This is a genomic window from Bacillus cereus group sp. MS39, from assembly GCF_040448665.1.
Classification (GTDB): domain Bacteria; phylum Bacillota; class Bacilli; order Bacillales; family Bacillaceae_G; genus Bacillus_A; species Bacillus_A wiedmannii.
Window position 1 is genome coordinate 4003273 of the sequence record NZ_CP123058.1, and the last position, 20171, is coordinate 4023443.

Genomic DNA, 20171 nt, shown 5'->3' on the forward strand with positions numbered 1-20171 from the left:
AAAGTCCACAACTCTCTTTTATTTTCGTATAATGATACTCATAGTATAATAAACATAATAACAAAGGACTGTTCGTATATATAAAATGAGGCGCTAATCAAACCGGCTCACAAGAACTGTCATGCTTTTTAGGAGAGGAGTATATTATGCTACAACATCTGTTTCCAAAACTGCGATTTGCACTCGTTGCAGTCGTTTTATTATGGATAAAAACATATATTGTGTACAAGCTAGCATTTGATATTAAAATTGATAACTTCTTTGAAGAATTTATGCTTTTTATTAATCCACTAGCTGCGTTACTTTTATTTTTCGGTTTTGCTTTACTTGCATCTAAACACCGAAACCGCATTATAGTTGGAATCAGTTTTATACTGTCCTTTATTTTATTTGGAAATGCAATGTTTTATGGGTTTTATAACGATTTCGTTACGTTCCCAGTTTTATTTCAAACAAATAATATGGCTGATTTAGGGACAAGTATAAAAGAACTCTTTACGTACAAAACATTACTTTTATTTGCAGATGCAATTATTTTAATGTTTCTTTCACGTAAATTCCCAGCATTTTGCGACAAGACGCCACTTTCTCGCTCTGAGAAGCGAACTTTCTTTAGCGGTGTAACAGCTCTATTAGCATTACAAATTGTCGTTTCAGTTATTTATAAGCCACAAATGTTCTCACGCTCATTTGATCGTCAAACTGTCGTGAAAAATTTAGGTTTATACACATATCATCTATTTGATATTACACTTCAATCTAAATCTTCGGCTGAACGTGTATTTGCAAGTGGTGACGGGTTCTCTGAAATTAAAAACTATACAGACTCAAAAGATAAGCAAGTTGATAAAAACTTATTTGGAGCTGCAAAAGGTAAAAATGTAATTTTGATTTCAATGGAATCTACACAAAGTTTTGTTATTAATAAAAAAATAAATGGAAAAGAAATCACTCCATTTTTAAATGAATTTATTAAAGATAGTTTTTATTTCGATAACTTCTATCATCAAACGGGACAAGGTAAAACTTCTGATGCTGAATTTATCGTTGAAAATTCACTTTATCCGCTAGACCGCGGTTCTGTATTCTTTACTCACGCAACAAATGAATATACAGCTACACCAGAACAATTAAAAAAATACGGATATTCTTCTGCTGTCTTCCATTCAAACGATAAAACGTTTTGGAATCGTGATGTAATGTATCCTGCACTTGGATATGATCGTTACTTTAATTTAAATGATTACGTAGGCACAGAACAAATGTCTGTCGGTTGGGGATTAAAAGATAAAGGGTTCTTTGAACAATCAATTCCAAAGCTAAAATCTTTACCACAACCGTTCTATACAAAATTTATTACTTTAACAAATCATTTTCCATTTCTTCTAAATCCAGAAGATCAATATGTTGATGAGTTTAATTCGGAAAGTGGTGTTGTAAACCGCTACTTCCCAACCGTTCGTTACACGGATGAAGCTCTTAAACTATTTATTAAACAATTAAAAGAGGAAGGACTGTATGATAATTCCGTTATTGTCATTTATGGAGATCATTACGGTATTTCTGAAAACCATAATGCAGCTATGGCTCAGTTCCTTGGGAAAGACGCTATTACACCGTTTGATTCTATGCAATTACAACGCGTCCCTCTCATTATTCATGTACCTGGTCAAGAAGGAAAAGTCATTTCTAAAGTATCTGGTCAAATTGATATTAAACCGACGCTACTTCATTTACTTGGTATTAAAACAAATCAATCAGTTGAATTTGGGACTGACCTATTTATTAAAGAAGAAGATCCACTTATGGTAATGCGTGATGGTAGCTTCGTTTCGGAAAACTATGTTTATACAAAAAACATGTGCTATAAACGAAATACAGGTGAAGAAGCGGACATTTCATTATGTCAACCAAATATTGAAAAAGCAAAAACTGAATTGAAACTCTCCGACAAACTCATTTATGGAGACTTATTACGTTTCGACCCTAACAATCGTTATAAAACCGGAACAATGACAACGAAATTTGAATAGCGCCAGAAGCAACTTTTATAAAAGTTGCTTCTTTTTTTACTTATTTTTCAAATCATTCCGCTATGAAATCTTTCACAAATTGGGAATTTTTTTCGTATGAGGAAGAAATTTATGGTATGATAAAATAAGTAAAATTTCATAAACTAATTAAGAATTTATTACAGAAAGCAAGGGATCAGATTTTGTATAGAGCAGCTATTCCAAACTTATTTACGCTCGGAAATTTATATAGTGGATTCTTGTCAATCGGCTATGCATCTTTAGGATATTATAAATCAGCTGCTATTTTAGTACTTATCGGGATGATGTTAGATAGTCTTGATGGGCGTGTTGCTCGTTTATTACGTGTTGATTCACAAATGGGAAAAGAGCTTGACTCGCTGGCGGATGTCGTAACATTTGGTGCAGCACCTGCTGTTCTCATGTATTACACATCTTTCTCCAATTACGGAATCATCGGACTATACATAGCGGGACTATTCCCTCTTTTCGGAGCATACCGTTTAGCAAGATTTAATGTAACACCATCTTCTACTTCAATGAAATATTTCACTGGGGTACCGATTACAGCAGCGGGAGGGCTTGTTGCTTTCTTAACATTATTTTCACATACCATTCCCAAAATCGTTCTTATTACAGTATTTGTAACGTTCGCATTTTTAATGGTGAGCCGCATTCGTATCCCAAGTTTAAAAGATGTACCAATTCCACGATATAGCATCATTATTACACTATTTCTAGTCGGAATCATTATCACAATGTACCAAACAGGGTTCGGTAATTTTTCTGTTTTCTTATTCATTGCTATTCCACTATATATTTTGTATATGCTATCTCAATTTCTTAGACAAAGACCATCTAAAAGAGCAAATAAAGAAAAATAAGAAACCTTCCGATTCCGGAAGGTTTCTTTTTATTTTGTAACTACTACTTTTTGATTTACAGGTGTTACAGGCTCTTCACCGTTTAATACGGCTAAAATATTTCTTACTGCCATTTCAGCCATCGCATCACGAGTTTCGAATGTTGCATTTCCTACGTGAGGAGCAAGTACTACATTCTTTAATCCTTTTAACTCTTCTGTAATTTTCGGTTCAAATTCAAACACGTCAAGAGCTGCTCCTTCAATTTCATTCGTTTTTAATGCATGAGCAAGTGCCGCTTCATTCATAATTGGTCCACGTGAAGCATTTACAATATACGCTGTTTTCTTCATCATTTTAAACTGTTCATCATCAATCATATGATGCAATTTCGGATTATAAGCACAGTTAATTGTAATAAAGTCTGCTGTTTGTAATAATTCTTCCAATGTTACATATGTTGCTTCCAGTTCACTTTCAGCTTCAGGCTTTCGATTTGGACCTGTATATAAAACATTCATTCCAAACGCTTTCGCACGCTTTGCAACTGCCTTTCCGATTTCTCCAAGGCCAATAATTCCAATTGTTTTACCATGTACTTCACGGCCTAAGAAAAATAATGGCGCCCATCCATTAAATCCAGTTGTACGACATAATGTATCGCCTTCAGGAATTCTACGTGCAGCTGCTAAAAGAAGTGCAAATGTTAATTCTGCTGTCGCTTCAGTTGATACTTTCGGTGTATTCGTTACCGCAATCCCTTTTTCTCCGGCATACGAGTAATCAATATTATCGTAACCAGCACCGTAGTTTGCAACAATCTTCAAATTAGGTGCCGCATCAATAACTTCTTTTGTCACCTTTGTAGAAAGTAGACTTAACAATGCATCTTTATCTTTTACACGATCTGTTAATTCATCTAAAGAAATTAACGCATCTTTATCGTACATTTCTACATCATGATCCTTTAATAGTTCTAATCCGATTGCTGGAATTTTCCCTGCTACTAATATTTTTGCCACTACTAACACCTCTTCTATAAAAAATAAGATATCTCTTATCTTTCATTGTAAGAAATCCACCTATAAAAACCAAGGAATTTGATCATAGTTTTGAAAATCGACATTTTTTACCCATAAGAAAAGAGGAGATTCATCTCTCCCCTTTTCTTACGCTTTCTCTTGCGATTCTTGTCCAAGCTTTGCATCGATCGTTCCTTCTGCAACTGTATCGCTAATTTGTTCCTCAATAACTGATTGAGATGTAGCATTCGTTTCAGAAGTATAAGCTTGTTGCTGTGCATCTTGTACATTTTGTTTATTTTGTTGTTTCGCCATTTCTTACCCTCCTTTTTATTCTTTCTTATTTTGAACAAAAAGGGTGGTTTTCATCAAAAAATCGTGATCATTTTGAAATTGTTACTTCTTCTTCCAGTAATCTCATCGTTCTTACTCGTTTCGTAAATGTAGCTACGTGAGAAATATCATGATTACGTAACGTCTTTATATTCTCTGCCACATATTTTCCTAAATCATTCGGATAATGAGCATCTGAGGAGAGAGTAACCGGAACGCCATGCTTAGCTAGTACTTGTAAATATAGCGGACTCGGACACATTTCGCGCACAGGATAGCGATAGTACAATCCCGCATTTATTTCCGTTGCCGTATTTGTTTCTACTAACGCACGCGCAATTTCCTTATAATAAGAAAGTTGTTCATTTTCATCTAACCGATAATTAAATACTTTTATGTTATCAAGATGAGCTATAATATCAAATAAATTAGAGCGAACTGCACACTCAACCGTTTTGAAAAACGTATCATATAAAGCATATAAGTCATGTTCCTTAAAATATTCTTTCGTATCTGGATTATCAAATCCCCATCCATTTAAAAAATGAACAGAGCCAATTACATAATCAAAATCTCCTAATGCGAGTAAAGATTGTAATTCTTGTTCACCACCAATAAAATAATCCGCTTCAATTCCAAGTTTTAGCGTCACGCCTCGTTTACTCCATCGTTCTTTCGCCTCTTCAATTGCCTTTGTAAAATCATGCAGTGACGTTACCCTTACTTGGTCTAACCATCCCTTCTGTAAACGACCAAGCCCTGAATTACTTATATCGACATATCTTTCATAGTATTCTTTCGCTTCATAAAAACGGTATAAATGATCGACAATACCAACTTCTTTTATACCTTTTCGCAAAGCTTCTTCTAAATATAAATCAATCCATTTCGTTGTAAATGGCCCTTCTTTCACACGTCTTTGCAGGCGTTCTTGTGTTTTCACAAGCCATTCCATAGAATGTTTTTCTTCTTTAAGTGGTTCATAATGTTGTAACACTTCATTTATTTTAGCTAGCCATCCTATTGAATATGGCCCTTCTTCTAAATGAATGTGATAATCCACCTTCATCTACATTTCCCCCTTATAACGTATCTATTTCACTTCTGTCCCCTACTCGCGAAAGCTTCCCATTTCTTTCTGTCACTTCCTCCATAACATCTTCTAATGATATATTTTTTTCAGCTAATAAAACAAAGCAGTGATACAATACATCAACCATTTCTTTCACTAATTCTTCTTTGTCATTATTTTTAGATGCGATAATTACTTCCGTGCATTCTTCACCAATTTTCTTTAAAATTTTATCTTCTCCTTTTGAAAATAAATAATTTGTATACGATTCAGGAAGTGGATTTCCCTTTCGTTCTTCAATTGTTTCAAATAGTAATTTAAAGGCATTTTCCATATGTATCCCCCTATATAATTTGGTAGTGAAAACATGTTTTCTCTCCTGTATGACAAGCAGGTCCCACTTGCTTTACGACAACAACAATTGCATCTTGATCACAATCTAAATAAAGAGATTGCACATATTGGACATTTCCTGATGTTTCTCCTTTATTCCATAACGATTGTCTTGAACGAGAATAAAACCATGTTCTTTTCGTTTCTAGCGTTTTTTCATATGCTCCTTCATTCATATAAGCTAGCATTAAAACTTCTTTTGTCCCTTCTTCAATTACAACTGCTGGTAATAATCCTTTTGAAAAGTTAGGTTTCATAACCGCACCTCAACATTTGCATTTCTTAATTTTCTCTTTACGTCCTGCACTGTCGCCTCACCATAATGAAAGATGGATGCCGCAAGTGCTGCATCAACTGTTGTCTTTTGAAAAACTTCTATAATGTGATCAACGTGACCACATCCGCCTGACGCGATGACTGGTACGGAAACGCTTTTTGAAATTTCTTCTGTTAAACGAAGATCATACCCGTTTTTCGTTCCATCTGCATCCATACTCGTTAACAAAATTTCGCCTGCCCCTAGCTCGGCAACGCGTTTTGCCCACCCGATTGCATCCATACCCGTATCAACTCTTCCGCCGTTCACATAAACATTCCACTTTTCTTCTGCTACTTTTCTAGCATCAATTGCTACGACAATACATTGTGAGCCAAAGTGTTCTGCCCCTTCTTCAATTAGCTTTGGATTTCGCACTGTCGCTGAGTTGATTGAAACTTTATCCGCTCCAGCTCTTAGTAAATTGTACATATCTTTAACACTTGAAATCCCCCCGCCAACTGTAAGAGGAATAAATACTTTCGAAGCTGTTTTTTCTACAACATCTATAATTGTTTTTCGTCCTTCATGCGTTGCTGTAATATCTAAAAATACAATCTCATCTGCTCCCGCTTCATTATATAAAGCGGCTATTTCAACAGGATCACCGACGTCTTGTAACCCTATAAAATTTACACCCTTTACGACTCGGCCCTCTTTCACATCTAGACATGGAATAATGCGTTTCGCTAACATAACTTTGTTACCTCTAACACTTCTTCTAAATCAATCGTTTTCTCATAAAGAGCCTTACCAATTATGACGCCGTATATATTCATATCATTTAATTTTTTCACATCTTGAATAGATGCCACTCCTCCAGAAGCAATAAGACGAATGCTCACGCTTTTTTGTAGTAACTCCAATTGCTCTAAATTCGGTCCTGCAAGTGTCCCGTCTTTCGAAATGTCTGTAAACACAATCGTTTGAACACCTACATTCTCCATTTGCTTTGCTAAATAAATGTAAGAAATTTCAGACACATCAAGCCAGCCTCTCGTTGCTACGAAACCATTTTTCGCATCAATTCCAACAATGATTTTCTCTTTATATAGAAGAACTGCTTCTTCTAAAAATTCCTTATCATAAAGAGCAGCTGTTCCTAAAATCACTTTATCTACACCTACTGACAATAACTTCTCTACCGCTACAAGTGATCGAATTCCTCCTCCAACTTGCACAGGAATACGTACTGCCTTGCAAATTCTTTCAATAACGAGCAAATTTACTGACTCGCCAGCAATTGCGCCATCTAAATCAACAATGTGCAACTTTTTCGCTCCCAATTTTTCGAATATAATCGCTTGCGCAACCGGATCTTCATTCATTACTGTTTCTTTACTAAACTCTCCTTGATAAAGTCTAACGCATCGCCCCTCTTTTAAATCGATAGCTGGGAAGATTTCCATGCCTCTACCACCCCTTTGAAATTTTTCAACATTTGCATTCCAATGTCACCGCTTTTTTCAGGATGAAACTGTGCGCCGTATATATTTCCTTTTGCTACAAAACCAGGTACTTTCACTCCATATTCACTTATCCCATACACAATTTCATTTGGACAATCTGCATAATAAGAGTGAACATAATATACGAAAGAACCGTCCTCTACTCCATTCCAAAGTGCTATTTCTCCCTCTTTCTTTAACTCATTCCATCCCATATGTGGAATTTTATAAGGAACCTTTAACTTTCGAATAACACCTGGCAATAAACTTAATCCGTTACAGTCTTGTAGTTCCTCACTTTTTTCAAATAAAAGCTGCATCCCTAGGCAAATGCCCAGAAGCGGTTTTCCTGAACGCCCGACTTCTTTTAACACACGCACTAAATTTTTTTCTTCCAATACATCCATCGCTTTCGGAAATGCACCTACTCCTGGTAAGATTACTCCATCACTTCTAAAAATCTTTTCTTTATCACCCGTTACGATGTACTCTGCTCCAATATATTGTAATGCTTGTTCCACACTGCGAATATTTCCCATTCCATAATCTATAATAGCAATCAATTACAACATCCCTTTCGTGGAATTTACACCAGTAATGCTGGCATTTCTTTCGACTGCTTCTCTAAGCGCTCTACCAAACGCTTTAAATAACGCTTCAACTTTGTGATGTGTATTGCTTCCGTATAAAATGCGAGCGTGTAATGTAATATTGGCAGCATGAGCAACTGCTCTAAAAAACTCTTCTGTTAGTTCTGTATCAAAATCCCCTAGCTTCGGATTCGTTAATTCTCCTTGAAATACAATATATGAGCGCCCGCTAATATCAATTGCGACAAAACCTAAAGATTCATCCATCGGTACATATGCGGAGCCATAACGGTTAATCCCCTCTTTATTTTGCAATGCTTCTTTCAAACAATTTCCGAGTACAATTCCAACATCTTCAACTGTATGATGCGAATCAACGAATACGTCGCCTTCCGCCTCCACTTGTAAACCGAATCTTCCATGCCTTGCAAATAAAGTTAGCATATGATCAAAAAATCCAACTCCCGTTTGTACAGAAACGTTCTTGCCTTCATCAAGCTGCAAACTTAATTTGATTTTTGTTTCTGTCGTCTCACGTATTTGACTGCACTCACGCATTATTCTTCCTCCTCAAATCTTATTTGAATTGCTCTCGCATGCGCATGTAATCCTTCTTTATTGGCAAGTTCTACAATATGATGTTGTACATCTCTTAACGCTTCCTCCGTATAAGACAGAAAGCTTGATTTTTTCACGAAATCATCGACTGATAACGGTGAGAAAAACCTTGCCGTTCCACTTGTCGGTAACACGTGATTCGGTCCTGCTAAATAATCACCGAGTGGTTCCGGTGCATATGGACCAAGAAAGATAGATCCTGCATGTTTCACATAAGCTAGAGCATTCATCGGTTCTTTTATATGTAACTCTAAATGTTCTGGAGCGATTTCATTCGATAATTGTAGCGCCTCATCTAAAGAAGGAACGATAAAGATAGCTCCATTTCTATTTATCGATTCACGTGCAATTTCGCTTCTTGGTAATGTTTCTAACTGTCTTTCTATCTCTCTTTCTACTTCTTTTGCTAACTCTATATTCGTTGTAATACAAATTGCTGTTGCTCTCTCGTCATGTTCTGCTTGTGATAATAAATCAGCAGAGATATATTTTGCATTACCGGTTTCATCAGCAATAACTACAATTTCTGACGGTCCAGCAATCATATCGATATTTACTATTCCGTATACTTCTCGTTTCGCCAGAGCAACGTACAAATTTCCTGGTCCAACTATTTTATCCACTTTTGGAATCGATTCCGTCCCATATGCTAAAGCAGCAATTGCTTGCGCACCACCTATCGTATAAATTTCATCTACCCCTGCAAGGCTTGCAGCAACTAAAATATGGGGATCAATCCCCCCTTGCCTTGGTGGTGTTACCATTACAATCTTTTTCACACCAGCGAGTTTTGCTGGCAATACATTCATTAATACTGACGAAGGATACGAAGCAGTTCCGCCCGGCACATATACCCCTATATTTTCTAACGGCCGAATGATTTGCCCTCTAATAATGCCTTCACTCGTGCAATCGAATATGGATTGCCTTTTTTGCTTTTCGTGATAAGAAATAATGTTTTTCTTCGCCTCTTGTAACGCTTCTAAAAATGAATTCTCTACAAACATACCTGCTCGTTTTATTTCTTCCTCACTTACACGAAACTCTTTAATCTCCACACCATCAAACTTTTTTGTATAAAAAGATAGAGCCTCATCCTTACTCTTCCTTACCTTTCGAACGATTTCGCTTACACTTCTTTGAACAGTTTCTTCTATTATATTAGCGTTTTCTCGTAGCAATTTTATTTTCGATAACGCCTTTTGAAAATCTTCAAAAACTATCTCCATTACAAGTCCCCCTATTTTCCTGACAAAATTTCTTGCTCCATCATATTTACAATACTGAATATTTCGTCTTTTTTAGTTTTTAATGCAGCCTTATTTACAATCATTCGAGCAGATATAGAACACATTTCCTCAAATACAATGAGCCCATTTTCTTGTAATGTTTTTCCTGTTTCCACAATATCAACAATCGCATCTGCCAATCCAAGAATAGGAGCGATTTCTACAGAACCTTCTATTTTTATAATTTCTACATCCTCCCCTTTATCATGAAAATAGTTAGAAGTAATATGTGGATATTTCGTCGCAATGCGTTTCTTCCGGTAGCTCTTCGGATTATAAGTAGGAATAGAAGCAACACAAAACTTACACACACCTACTCCTAAATCTAACATTTCATAAATATCTTTCTCGTTTTCCATTAAAATATCTTTTCCAACGACCCCAATATCAGCTACTCCATGTTCTACATAAGTAGCAACATCTACTGCTTTCACTAAAATAAATGAGATATCTGTATCTTTACTTTGAAAGACAAGCTTTCGTCCTTTATTTTTGAGCTCCGAACAATCAATTCCAATCTGCTCAAAGAGCGGAATCACATGTTTTTCTAATCTTCCTTTCGTTAACGCAATTTGAATGTTACGCATGGATTTTCTCCTTCTTTCTGGACTATCCATTTCTCTTTCCATACATATTCCACTAATGATTCGTTCTTTGCCTCAACGACCGTTACTATTTGGTTTTTTCTTGCAAATTGAAAGGTGTCTTTTACATTAGAGAATAAGGATAGCTCTACTTTTTTCCCGTCCTTTTGAAGTAAATTTCGTAATCTTTCCGCTTCTGCTAATCTATTTAACTCATAATGAATAATAATATCTATTCCCTTTCGTTCATATGGTTCTTGTTGCTCTTGCAGTGCCTTCACAATTTGATTGACTTGCACCGCGAGTCCAACAGCTGGCAGCATCTCTCCAAAATTTCCAATTAACTCATCATATCTTCCGCCACTAACAATTTCTTCTCCTATTTCATATATATACCCTTTGAAAATAACTCCCGTATAGTAATCTAAATGTTGGATCATACCTAAATCAATTGATATGTAAGATCCATACCCTAGTTTTTCAATTGCTTCATATATTTCTTTCACTCTTGCAATCGCCATTTTCATTTCATTACTTGAGGCGAGTTTTTCTGCTTCCTCAATCACTTCTAAATTCCCAAATAGCCTTGGTAATTTCTCAAGTAATCTTACTGTTTCATCACATCGATCTAATTTCTTTTCTCTAATAAAATTTGATAGAGCCGCATAATTTTTACTTTCAATGTATGTCCTAAGTACTCTCTCTTCTTCCTCATGAATGGAGAGTTTTTTTACAATACATTTATATAACTGCACTTGCCCAATCTCTATTGTAAAAGATTGCACCTTCACCTTTTGAAGTGATTGAATGACGCTTATGACGCATTCAATTTCAGCTCTTACATTATCAATCCCTATAATTTCAATACCACTTTGTACAATTTCATTATATTTTCCAGTAAGGGACTCATTCGCCCGAAATACATTCCCGCCATACGTCAGTTTAAGCGGCGTATCCCACCTCTGCGTTCCCATCACTCTCGCTAAAGGAATTGTCATATCTGGACGTAACACGATAATCCGTCCCTTTTCATCAAAAAATTTATACATCTTTTCTTCATCTATCGGTCTATTTTGAAAGGCAAAAACATCATAAAATTCAATTGTAGGTGTCCTTATTTCCTCATAACCTCGCCCTAAAAAAGTACGTCTTAATTTTTGCTCCACTTCTTCAATTAACGTACATTCTTCGAATAAATAGTCTCTCGTTCCATTTGGGTTTGCCCGTTTCCATTTTGTCATCTAAATTCTCACACCTTTCCCTTTCTAATGTATGCCCATTTCATTCACCTAAACCGAAAATAAAAAGAGCCTTGTAGACAAAATACCTACAAGGCTCTTTAGTAGAGTGTAGGTACAACGGGAATAACCCTTGTGCCTACACGTTTTCACGCTAGGTTCAAGGGCTTTATGTATGATGATGTAGTTGTGTAAGCATTTTAATAGATTGCATGATATTCATAATACTTACTCCCTTTCTCCTCTGATTTTTACATAGTATATAATACTTCATTCTGAATGTAAATATTTTTTGAACATTCCGTTTTTTAAATATAAAGCTACTTTCCTTTCATACTCTACAATTTCTTGATGATATTGCATCGTAATACTAATTTCGTCTAGACCATTTAATAATTTCTCTTTCCACATTTTCTCGATTGTAAAATAAAATCTGTGCGTACTTGTTTTAATTACCTCATTCTCTAAATCTACTTCTATTTGTTCTCTCGCATCCGTTTTGGCAAGTTGTTCTCGCATTTCTTTATCCATTACAATTGGTAACATACCATTTTTCATACAATTCATATAAAAAATATCCGCAAACCCGCCGGCGATAATAACGCGAAAACCATAATCAGCAAGCGCCCACGGAGCATGTTCTCTTGAAGAACCACAACCAAAATTATCACCTGTAATTAATATACTTGCTCCTTTTCTATTTTGTGCATTAAGCGAAAAATTAGGGTTTTCATGGCGGTTATTATCATAACGCCATTCATCGAATAAATATTTTCCAAATCCCGTCCTTTCAATTCTCTTTAAGTATTGCTTCGGAATAATTTGATCTGTATCAATGTTATTATTCATCAGTACTGCAGCAGTACCTTTATGAATACGAAATGGCTCCATCATAACTCTCCTTTCTAGTATCAACAAAATGACCGTATAACGCAGCTGCTGCCGCCATTGCTGGGCTAACTAAATGTGTTCGTGCCCCTTTTCCTTGTCTTCCTTCAAAATTACGATTTGAAGTCGAAGCACAATGTTCTCCTTCAGGTACTTGATCTGGATTCATTCCAAGACACATTGAACATCCAGGTTCTCTCCATTCAAATCCAGCTTCTTCAAATATGTGATGTAGCCCTTTTTGCATCGCAGCTTCTCTTACTCTTTTCGATCCAGGCACAACGAGCGCTCGCACACCTTCTTTTACCTTTCTCCCTTTCACAACAGATGCAGCAATTTCTAAATCAGAAAGCCTGGAATTTGTACAAGATCCAATGAAAACATGCTGAACAGGAATGTCATACGTGCTTTGTCCAGGGCTTAATCCCATATAAGAAAATGCTCTTTCGTCATTTGCATCCTGCTTTTCTGGCAATTTTTCATCAATACGAACACCCATACTCGGATTTGTTCCCCATGTAACGTACGGTGCTAAATCCGTCACATCTATCGAAATATGCAAATCATAAATTGCATCTGAATCTGTATAAAGTTCAGACCATTTCTTCTCGAATGTTTCAAAGTCTTTCGGTGCATATTTACGTCCTTTTACATAAGCAAATGTTTTTTCATCTGGTGCTATAATACCAGCCTTTGCTCCTCCTTCAATTGCCATATTACAAAGCGTCATTCTCTCTTCCATCTCCATAGCCTCAATCGTCTCTCCGTAAAATTCCATTACATACCCAGTTCCAACTGCTACACCGTACTTTGAAAGGAAATGCAAAATAATATCTTTTGCGTAAACACCTTTCTGTAATTTTCCTTTTAACTCAATACCCATCGCTTTCGGCTTTCGTTGCCATAACGTTTGCGTTGCCAATACGTGCTCCACTTCACTCGTACCAATGCCAAATGCTAGCGCGCCAAACGCACCATGCGTTGCTGTATGACTATCACCACAAACAATTGTTTTTCCTGGTTGTGTAAGTCCGAGTTCTGGTCCGATAACATGAACAATCCCTTGCTCTTCATCTCCGATATCCGCTAACGGCACCTGAAATTGTTTACAATTTTCCCGGAGTGTATCTAGTTGCTGCTTCGCAATACGATCTGTAATATTCCAAACATCTTTCGTCGGAATATTATGATCCATCGTTGCGAATGTTAAATCAGATCTGCGAACCGTTCGATTTGTAAGCCGCAAGCCTTCAAAGGCTTGCGGTGACGTTACCTCATGAACAAGATGAAGATCGATATATAATAAATCTAATCCATTTTCGTTTGTCGTAACTACGTGTCTTTCCCAAAGTTTATCTAGCAGCCTTTTTCCCATTATCTCCCTCTCCCTACTAACGCTTGCTCTTCCATCTCTTGTATAACTGCCTTCGTAAATGAAGTTGTCGTTTCAGTTCCCCCGATATCTGCTGTACATTTCCCTAATTTAAGGACTGCTGAAATTGCTTCTTCAATTGCACACCCTTCTCTCGTTAATCCGAACGATTGCCCAAGCATCATTGCAACAGAGCGCATCATTGCAATTGGATTTGCCTTATTTTTCCCCGCAATATCCGGTGCTGATCCGTGAATAGGCTCGTATAATGAAGGTCCCTTTTCCGCATGACTTGCTGATGGAAGCATTCCTAATGATCCCGCTAATACTGAAGCCTCGTCACTCAAAATATCCCCAAATAAATTTTCCGTTACAATTACATCAAACCGTCCTGGATTCCGAATTAACTCCATCGCAGCTGCATCTACTAAAATATGTTCTAGTTCAACGTCTGGATAACGAAGTGCTGCTTCGTCCGTAACAGTTCTCCATAGTTTACTAGATTCTAAAACATTCGCCTTATCAATAGATGTTACTTTCTTCTTCCGCTTACTCGCTAATTGAAAGGCATAAGAAACGATCCGTTCAATTTCATGACGATGATACGTAAGTGTATCTGTTGCTACTTCGTCCGTTCGTTCTTTCGGATAAGAAAAATAAATTCCGCCTGTTAATTCACGAACGACAACGAAATCAATTTCATCAGCGTTTTTTAATGGCGATAAATGTGCCGTTGCGCTTTCTACCGTTACAGGGCGAACATTTGCAAATACTCCAAGTCCTTTTCTTAGAGCTAATAATCCTTTCTCCGGTCTTTCTTTCGCGCTATCCCACCTTGGTCCACCAACCGCTCCAAGTAAAACCGCATCACTTGCTAAACAAGCGGCAAGCGTTCGTTGCGGTAATGGTTGCCCATTTAAATCGATAGCACTCCCGCCAAAATACTCATCTTGCAAATGAAAATGATGCCCATATAACCTCTCTACCATATGCAATACTTCCTTCGCACTTTCCATAACTTCCGGGCCAACACCATCACCAGCTAAACAAACGATACGTTTTTCCAATTTCAACACTCCTTTTAACTGAATTTTCAGAACTTTATTTTGATAGGTGAGGAAAGCTTCTCTCACCTATCAAACACTTATTTCACAAGCTGGATAAAAGATTTCAATTTCCCTGCTGCATGGACATATGCTCTCGCCGAAGCTTCCAATACGTCTTGTGCAACACCAAAACCTGATACTTGATGCGTTCCTTCTTTTAATTCAACATGAACATGAGCCAGTGCATCTTGACCTTGTGTAATAGATTGTATGCGATAATCCGCCAATTCACATTCTAATCCTAAAATTCTTTGGATTGCATTATAAATCGCTTCAATACTACCAGAACCAGTGGCTGCATCTTCGTATACATTTCCTTCTTCGTCTTTTAGCACAACTGTCGCGCATTGTGTACTATTTGAGACAAAATGTACTTGTAGTTGCGTAATGTTATATTGCTGAGCCGCAAATGCTGATTCCCCAAGCATAAGTGCACGTAAATCTTCCTCAGTAATTTCCTTCTTACGATCAGCTAATTTTTTAAAGGCTTCAAACACCGCATCTCGTTCTTCCTTTGTAAATTCATAGCCAAGCTCTTTCATTTTTTCTGTAAACGCGTGACGTCCAGAATGTTTTCCAAGTACGAATAGATTTTGAGATTCGCCTATTAGCGCTGGTTCAATAATTTCATATGTTGTCACTTCTTTTAAAACACCATCTTGATGAATTCCGGATTCATGAGCAAATGCATTCGCTCCAACAATCGCTTTATTTTTCGGTACAACCATACCTGTTAATCTGCTTACTAATGTACTCGTCGCTTTAATCTCTTTTAACGTCATAGAAGACTCCGCTTTATAGAGATCTTTTCTAATATGAAGAGCAACTGCGACCTCTTCTAGCGCCGCATTACCTGCTCTTTCTCCAATTCCATTAATTGTTCCTTCTACTTGCAACGCTCCGCCTTCAACCGCAGCTAATGAATTTGCTACTGCCATCCCAAGATCATCGTGACAATGACAAGAGAAAATTGCTTTTTCATATGAAGGAACGGATTCTTGTAAGTATTTAAAAAGAGAATAATATTCTTCTGGATTCGTATATCCAACTGTATCTGGAATATTAATTACATTCGCTCCTGCACGAATCGCAACTTCAACTGCTTCAGCTAAAAAATCTCTTGCTGTTCTTGTCGCATCTTCTGCAGAAAATTGTACTGTCGGAAATAATGATTTCCCGAGTGTAACCGAGCGGTGAATACTATCTAATACATCTTCTTTTGACATACAAAGTTTATATTTCATATGAATATCACTTGTAGCTAAAAATACGTGTAGACGAGGAGATACAGCACCTTTCACCGCTTCATATGCTCTTCGAATATCACTTTCTTTCGCTCTAGCTAAACTCATAACTGTAGCATTTTGAATGGTATTTGCGATGCGTTTTACCGATTGAAAATCCCCTTCGGAAGCTGCTGCAAAACCAGCTTCCATGACATGAATACCTAGTCTCTCTAATTGCCTTGCAATTTGCAATTTCTCTTGTTCATTTAAATTTACTCCTGGTGATTGTTCGCCATCACGTAGCGTCGTATCCATGAACAAAATCTGCTTCATATTATTTGACCCCTGCCTTTACTCGCGGCTGTACAAACGGCATCATTTCACGTAATTTACGTCCAACTACTTCAATTTCGTGTTCATTCTCTTTCTCATTTGTCGCATGGAAATTTGGTTTTCCTGCTTTATGCTCTGCAATCCAGCCTCTTGCAAATGTACCATCTTGAATTTCTGCTAGCACTGCACCCATCGCTTTCTTCGTAACTTCCGTTACAACGCGTGGTCCTGATACGAAGTCGCCCCACTGCGCTGTATCTGAAACTGAATATCTCATATTTTCAAGTCCGCCTTCATACATAAGGTCAACGATTAGTTTTAGTTCATGTAAACATTCAAAATATGCAAGTTCCGGTTGATAACCAGCATCAACTAACGTTTCAAATCCAGCTTTTACTAGCGCAGTTACTCCGCCGCAAAGCACAGCTTGCTCTCCAAATAAATCTGTTTCTGTTTCTTCTTTAAATGTCGTTTCTAATACACCAGCTCTCATCGCTCCAATTCCATCGGCATAAGAAAGTGCCTTTTCAGTCGCAACTCCTGTTGCATCTTGGTATACTGCAAATAATGCAGGAACAGCTCCGCCTTCAGCAAATGTACGGCGCACAAGATGACCTGGCCCTTTTGGCGCTACTAGAAATACATCTACATTAGCTGGTGGTTTCACTTGATCAAAGTGAACATTAAATCCGTGTGCAAAAACGAGAGAATTTCCTGCCTTTAAATTTGGCGCAATTTCCGCTTCATATACTTCTGGCTGGAGTTCATCTGGTAGTAGAATCATTACTACATCAGCTTTTTCCGCTGCTTCTGCTACTGTATATACAGAAAAACCATCTTCTTTCGCTTTATCCCAAGACTTCCCTTTTCTTAAACCTACTACTACATCAAATCCGTTATCACGTAAGTTTTGCGCATGCGCATGACCTTGCGAACCATATCCAATGATTGCTACTTTCTTTTCTTTTAATACATTTACCGTTACATCTTTCTCATAATAAACTTTTGTCATTTTCATTTCCCCCTATATTTAAATGATTATTGAATTAACATAACTTGCTTATCTTGTTTTTTCATACTACGCGTAAATGCTGTTACACCTGTTCTAGCAATCTCTTTCAAACCATACGGACGAAGTAATTCAATTAATGCTTCTACTTTCTCCTGCGTACCAGTTACTTGCACAACTATGGAATCCTTCCCAACATCTATTACAGCGGCTCGAAACGGTTCAATTAAACTATATAATTCTGCTCTTGCTACTGATGTTGCTACTTTAATAAGTGCAAGTTCTCTTGCGATCATCGCTTCTTCTGTAATATCTGATACTTTCAGAACATCAATTTGCTTATGAAGTTGTTTAATTAACTGTTCCACTTGCTGTTCATTTTCAACGTGTACAACAATCGTCATCCGCGATATGTCTGATGATTCCGTATGACCTACTGAAATACTTTCAATATTAAAATGTCTTCGTGTCATAACACCCGTAATTCGGTTTAACACACCACTTTGATTTCGAACTGTCGCTGTAACAATTCTCTTCACCTTTTTTCCACTCCCTCCATTTGGTGAACACCTTTCCCTGGCGCAACCATCGGCATTACCTTTTCTGATTGAAGTACACGGCAATCAATTACGACTGGTTCTTGTAATTTAATCGCCTGCTGTATTTGCTTCTTTGCAAGAAGTGGATCATCTATACGAACTCCTTTTATGCCATACGCATTCGCAAGAGCGACGAAATCTGGTTGACACGACAGTAAAGAGTGCGAGTATCTTTGATTATAAAATTCATCTTGCCATTGTCTTACCATTCCTAAAGCTTCATTATTTAAAATAAATACTTTAACAGGCAATGAGTGTTCTTTTAACACACTTAATTCTTGCAAGGTCATTTGAAATCCAGCGTCACCTACAATTGCAATAACTAGTTCCTCAGGCTTTGCAATTTGCGCACCAATTGCTGCTGGAAATCCGAAGCCCATCGTTCCTAATCCTCCTGAAGTTACCCATTTATCAGGAGTTTTGAGCGGATAATATTGGGCTGCCCACATTTGATGTTGCCCAACATCTGTTGTTACAATCGCTTCTCCTTTCGTAATTTCATATAACATGTCAATTGCGTATTGAGGCTTAATACTTTCCGAATTCCTTTTATAAGATAGTGGATACTTTTCTTTTCTACTCTTTAATAAAGAGAGCCACTTATGATGATTTTCTTTCCTTCCTTCTGGTTGAAGTAATACTTCCAGCGCTCGCTTAGCACTTGAAACAATTGGAATTTCAGTCGGCACATTTTTTCCGATTTCTGCTGGATCAATATCAATATGCGCAACAGTCGCCTTTTTAGCAAAATAAGCTAAATTCCCAGTAAGACGATCGTCGAATCTTGCACCTATATTAATAAGTAAGTCGCATTCATATAACGCCATATTGGCTGTGTAAGAACCGTGCATTCCTCCCATCCCTAGAAAAAGTTCATCATCTGGCGGAAACCCACCAAGACCAAGTAATGTATGCACAACAGGAATTTCATATTTACGAGCAAAACTTGTTAACTCTTTCGAAGCCTTCGCATGCAATACACCTGCTCCAGCTAAAATTAACGGCTTGTTTGCAGCCTTAATTGCTTGTAATAATTTGTTTATTTGGAGTAAATTCGGTTCATAATTAGGGTTGTATCCTGGTAAATCCATTTGTACGTCATTACATCGTTCTCCTTGCTCTACTACCATATCTTTCGGAAGGTCAATAACGACTGGGCCTGGTCTTCCTGTTCTAGCAATATGAAATGCTTCTTTAATAATTCGAGGTAAATCTGAAGCCTTTCGCACTTGATAGTTATGTTTTGTCACTGGCATCGTAAGCCCCATAATATCCGCTTCTTGGAAAGCATCACTTCCAATTAACGTCGTTGCTACTTGCCCTGTAAATACAACAAGTGGTAATGAATCAATCATCGCATCTGCTAAACCGGTAATAACATTTGTAGCACCTGGCCCACTCGTTGCAATGACAACCCCTGGATTGCCAGTAATTCTGGCATACCCTTCCGCGGCGTGAATAGCTCCTTGCTCATGCCTTGTTAAAATATGCGGAATTTCACAGTCATAGAGTGCATCATAAAGAGGTAAAACAGCACCACCAGGATAACCGAAAATCACTTCTACTCCTTCCTTTTCTAACGCTTCTAACAATAGCTGTGCACCAGTTGCCAGTTTCTCTTCCGTTTTTGAAGACATTGTTCTTATAAGCCCCCTTTTTGAAAACTTTTATCAATAAAAAAAATCCTACGTCCACACTCCAGCTATGTGCTGAAGGGACGAAAGATTTCGCGGTACCACCCTTCTTCGCAAGAATACTCTTGCCTCAGTGACCCATAAATGAGTCTAGCTAATAACGGAGCTACCGTCTAAGCCTAGACAAATGCTTCAGCTTAGCACT

At 37.3% G+C, this 20171-nt stretch carries 21 protein-coding genes and 1 other annotated feature (1 of these 22 running past the window's edge); of the genes, 2 read left to right on the forward strand and 19 right to left on the reverse strand.

Annotated features, from left to right (window positions below):
* Positions 1 to 146: 146 nt before the first annotated feature.
* Both QEP67_RS20745 and pssA read left to right on the forward strand, forming a co-directional pair.
* Positions 147 to 2033 carry an LTA synthase family protein gene (locus QEP67_RS20745; RefSeq protein WP_000939068.1) on the forward strand — a complete coding sequence of 629 codons (1887 nt, stop codon included), beginning with the start codon at positions 147 to 149 and terminating at the stop codon, positions 2031 to 2033.
* Between the two features lie 182 nt (positions 2034 to 2215).
* Positions 2216 to 2917, forward strand: coding sequence for a CDP-diacylglycerol--serine O-phosphatidyltransferase (pssA, locus tag QEP67_RS20750; protein ID WP_000285422.1), 702 nt, complete (start codon positions 2216 to 2218; stop codon positions 2915 to 2917).
* A 29-nt stretch (positions 2918 to 2946) separates the two neighbouring features.
* On the opposite strand, the gene QEP67_RS20755 is transcribed toward pssA, so the two are convergent.
* From QEP67_RS20755 to ilvB, 19 genes are all read right to left on the reverse strand, one after another.
* Positions 2947 to 3918 carry an NAD(P)-dependent oxidoreductase gene (locus QEP67_RS20755; protein WP_001062817.1) on the reverse strand — a complete coding sequence of 324 codons (972 nt, stop codon included), beginning with the start codon at positions 3916 to 3918 and terminating at the stop codon, positions 2947 to 2949.
* A gap of 147 nt (positions 3919 to 4065) precedes the next feature.
* Positions 4066 to 4233, reverse strand: a complete 168-nt coding sequence (locus tag QEP67_RS20760; protein ID WP_001118875.1) for a DUF4025 domain-containing protein — start codon at positions 4231 to 4233, stop codon at positions 4066 to 4068.
* Between the two features lie 67 nt (positions 4234 to 4300).
* A complete protein-coding gene (locus QEP67_RS20765; RefSeq protein ID WP_064473259.1) occupies positions 4301 to 5320 on the reverse strand; it encodes a histidinol phosphate phosphatase domain-containing protein in 1020 nt (339 codons plus the stop codon).
* A gap of 13 nt (positions 5321 to 5333) precedes the next feature.
* Positions 5334 to 5657, reverse strand: a complete 324-nt coding sequence (gene hisI / locus QEP67_RS20770; protein ID WP_000426349.1) for a phosphoribosyl-ATP pyrophosphatase — start codon at positions 5655 to 5657, stop codon at positions 5334 to 5336.
* Positions 5658 to 5667: 10 nt separating this feature from the next.
* Entirely contained in the window at positions 5668 to 5973 is a 306-nt protein-coding gene (gene hisI / locus QEP67_RS20775) for a phosphoribosyl-AMP cyclohydrolase (protein WP_000803982.1), read from the reverse strand.
* A complete protein-coding gene (gene hisF, locus QEP67_RS20780; RefSeq protein WP_000880103.1) occupies positions 5970 to 6728 on the reverse strand; it encodes an imidazoleglycerol phosphate synthase cyclase subunit in 759 nt (252 codons plus the stop codon). Before hisF ends, hisI (QEP67_RS20775) begins: the two co-directional genes overlap by 4 nt.
* Positions 6722 to 7441 (reverse strand): 1-(5-phosphoribosyl)-5-[(5-phosphoribosylamino)methylideneamino]imidazole-4-carboxamide isomerase, encoded by a 720-nt coding sequence (hisA, locus tag QEP67_RS20785; protein WP_000402305.1) that lies wholly within the window; start codon positions 7439 to 7441, stop codon positions 6722 to 6724. The genes hisF and hisA overlap by 7 nt, the downstream gene beginning before the upstream one ends.
* On the reverse strand, positions 7414 to 8043 hold the full coding sequence (gene hisH, locus QEP67_RS20790; protein ID WP_000560363.1) for an imidazole glycerol phosphate synthase subunit HisH: 630 nt from the start codon (positions 8041 to 8043) through the stop codon (positions 7414 to 7416). Before hisH ends, hisA begins: the two co-directional genes overlap by 28 nt.
* On the reverse strand, positions 8044 to 8628 hold the full coding sequence (gene hisB, locus QEP67_RS20795) for an imidazoleglycerol-phosphate dehydratase HisB (protein ID WP_001206366.1): 585 nt from the start codon (positions 8626 to 8628) through the stop codon (positions 8044 to 8046).
* Complete coding sequence (gene hisD / locus QEP67_RS20800) at positions 8628 to 9917, reverse strand: histidinol dehydrogenase (RefSeq protein ID WP_353706399.1); 1290 nt, start codon at positions 9915 to 9917, stop codon at positions 8628 to 8630. Before hisD ends, hisB begins: the two co-directional genes overlap by 1 nt.
* 11 nt (positions 9918 to 9928) lie before the next feature.
* Entirely contained in the window at positions 9929 to 10564 is a 636-nt protein-coding gene (gene hisG / locus QEP67_RS20805) for an ATP phosphoribosyltransferase (RefSeq protein WP_353706400.1), read from the reverse strand.
* Complete coding sequence (locus tag QEP67_RS20810; protein ID WP_048566770.1) at positions 10540 to 11802, reverse strand: ATP phosphoribosyltransferase regulatory subunit; 1263 nt, start codon at positions 11800 to 11802, stop codon at positions 10540 to 10542. The genes hisG and QEP67_RS20810 overlap by 25 nt, the downstream gene beginning before the upstream one ends.
* A gap of 267 nt (positions 11803 to 12069) precedes the next feature.
* Positions 12070 to 12690, reverse strand: coding sequence for a 3-isopropylmalate dehydratase small subunit (gene leuD, locus QEP67_RS20815; RefSeq protein ID WP_000433213.1), 621 nt, complete (start codon positions 12688 to 12690; stop codon positions 12070 to 12072).
* A complete protein-coding gene (gene leuC, locus QEP67_RS20820) occupies positions 12668 to 14062 on the reverse strand; it encodes a 3-isopropylmalate dehydratase large subunit (protein ID WP_000520134.1) in 1395 nt (464 codons plus the stop codon). The genes leuD and leuC overlap by 23 nt, the downstream gene beginning before the upstream one ends.
* A complete protein-coding gene (leuB, locus tag QEP67_RS20825) occupies positions 14062 to 15126 on the reverse strand; it encodes a 3-isopropylmalate dehydrogenase (protein ID WP_064459954.1) in 1065 nt (354 codons plus the stop codon). Before leuB ends, leuC begins: the two co-directional genes overlap by 1 nt.
* A gap of 77 nt (positions 15127 to 15203) precedes the next feature.
* On the reverse strand, positions 15204 to 16724 hold the full coding sequence (leuA, locus tag QEP67_RS20830) for a 2-isopropylmalate synthase (RefSeq protein WP_000809580.1): 1521 nt from the start codon (positions 16722 to 16724) through the stop codon (positions 15204 to 15206).
* Between the two features lies 1 nt (position 16725).
* Positions 16726 to 17742 carry a ketol-acid reductoisomerase gene (gene ilvC / locus QEP67_RS20835; RefSeq protein ID WP_353706401.1) on the reverse strand — a complete coding sequence of 339 codons (1017 nt, stop codon included), beginning with the start codon at positions 17740 to 17742 and terminating at the stop codon, positions 16726 to 16728.
* Between the two features lie 20 nt (positions 17743 to 17762).
* Positions 17763 to 18272: an acetolactate synthase small subunit gene (gene ilvN, locus QEP67_RS20840; protein WP_000822948.1), complete on the reverse strand. Its 510-nt coding sequence runs from the start codon at positions 18270 to 18272 to the stop codon at positions 17763 to 17765.
* On the reverse strand, positions 18269 to 19969 hold the full coding sequence (gene ilvB / locus QEP67_RS20845; RefSeq protein ID WP_000095842.1) for an acetolactate synthase large subunit: 1701 nt from the start codon (positions 19967 to 19969) through the stop codon (positions 18269 to 18271). Before ilvB ends, ilvN begins: the two co-directional genes overlap by 4 nt.
* Positions 19970 to 20042: 73 nt before the next feature.
* Positions 20043 to 20171, reverse strand: a binding site (T-box leader); it runs 99 nt beyond the window's last position.

Excerpts from the sequence above, each read along its gene's own strand:
- leuA (WP_000809580.1), bottom strand. The coding sequence starts at position 16,724 with ATGAAGCAGATTTTGTTCATGGATACGACGCTACGTGATGGCGAACAA.
- hisB (WP_001206366.1), bottom strand. The coding sequence starts at position 8,628 with ATGCGTGAGTGCAGTCAAATACGTGAGACGACAGAAACAAAAATCAAA.
- hisA (WP_000402305.1), bottom strand. The coding sequence starts at position 7,441 with ATGGAAATCTTCCCAGCTATCGATTTAAAAGAGGGGCGATGCGTTAGA.
- ilvC (WP_353706401.1), bottom strand. The coding sequence starts at position 17,742 with ATGAAAATGACAAAAGTTTATTATGAGAAAGATGTAACGGTAAATGTA.
- QEP67_RS20760 (WP_001118875.1), bottom strand. The coding sequence starts at position 4,233 with ATGGCGAAACAACAAAATAAACAAAATGTACAAGATGCACAGCAACAA.
- hisG (WP_353706400.1), bottom strand. The coding sequence starts at position 10,564 with ATGCGTAACATTCAAATTGCGTTAACGAAAGGAAGATTAGAAAAACAT.
- hisD (WP_353706399.1), bottom strand. The coding sequence starts at position 9,917 with ATGGAGATAGTTTTTGAAGATTTTCAAAAGGCGTTATCGAAAATAAAA.
- hisI (WP_000803982.1), bottom strand. The coding sequence starts at position 5,973 with ATGAAACCTAACTTTTCAAAAGGATTATTACCAGCAGTTGTAATTGAA.
- QEP67_RS20745 (WP_000939068.1), top strand. The coding sequence starts at position 147 with ATGCTACAACATCTGTTTCCAAAACTGCGATTTGCACTCGTTGCAGTC.
- leuC (WP_000520134.1), bottom strand. The coding sequence starts at position 14,062 with ATGGGAAAAAGGCTGCTAGATAAACTTTGGGAAAGACACGTAGTTACG.
- ilvB (WP_000095842.1), bottom strand. The coding sequence starts at position 19,969 with ATGTCTTCAAAAACGGAAGAGAAACTGGCAACTGGTGCACAGCTATTG.
- QEP67_RS20810 (WP_048566770.1), bottom strand. The coding sequence starts at position 11,802 with ATGACAAAATGGAAACGGGCAAACCCAAATGGAACGAGAGACTATTTA.
- leuD (WP_000433213.1), bottom strand. The coding sequence starts at position 12,690 with ATGGAGCCATTTCGTATTCATAAAGGTACTGCTGCAGTACTGATGAAT.
- QEP67_RS20765 (WP_064473259.1), bottom strand. The coding sequence starts at position 5,320 with ATGAAGGTGGATTATCACATTCATTTAGAAGAAGGGCCATATTCAATA.
- hisI (WP_000426349.1), bottom strand. The coding sequence starts at position 5,657 with ATGGAAAATGCCTTTAAATTACTATTTGAAACAATTGAAGAACGAAAG.
- hisF (WP_000880103.1), bottom strand. The coding sequence starts at position 6,728 with ATGTTAGCGAAACGCATTATTCCATGTCTAGATGTGAAAGAGGGCCGA.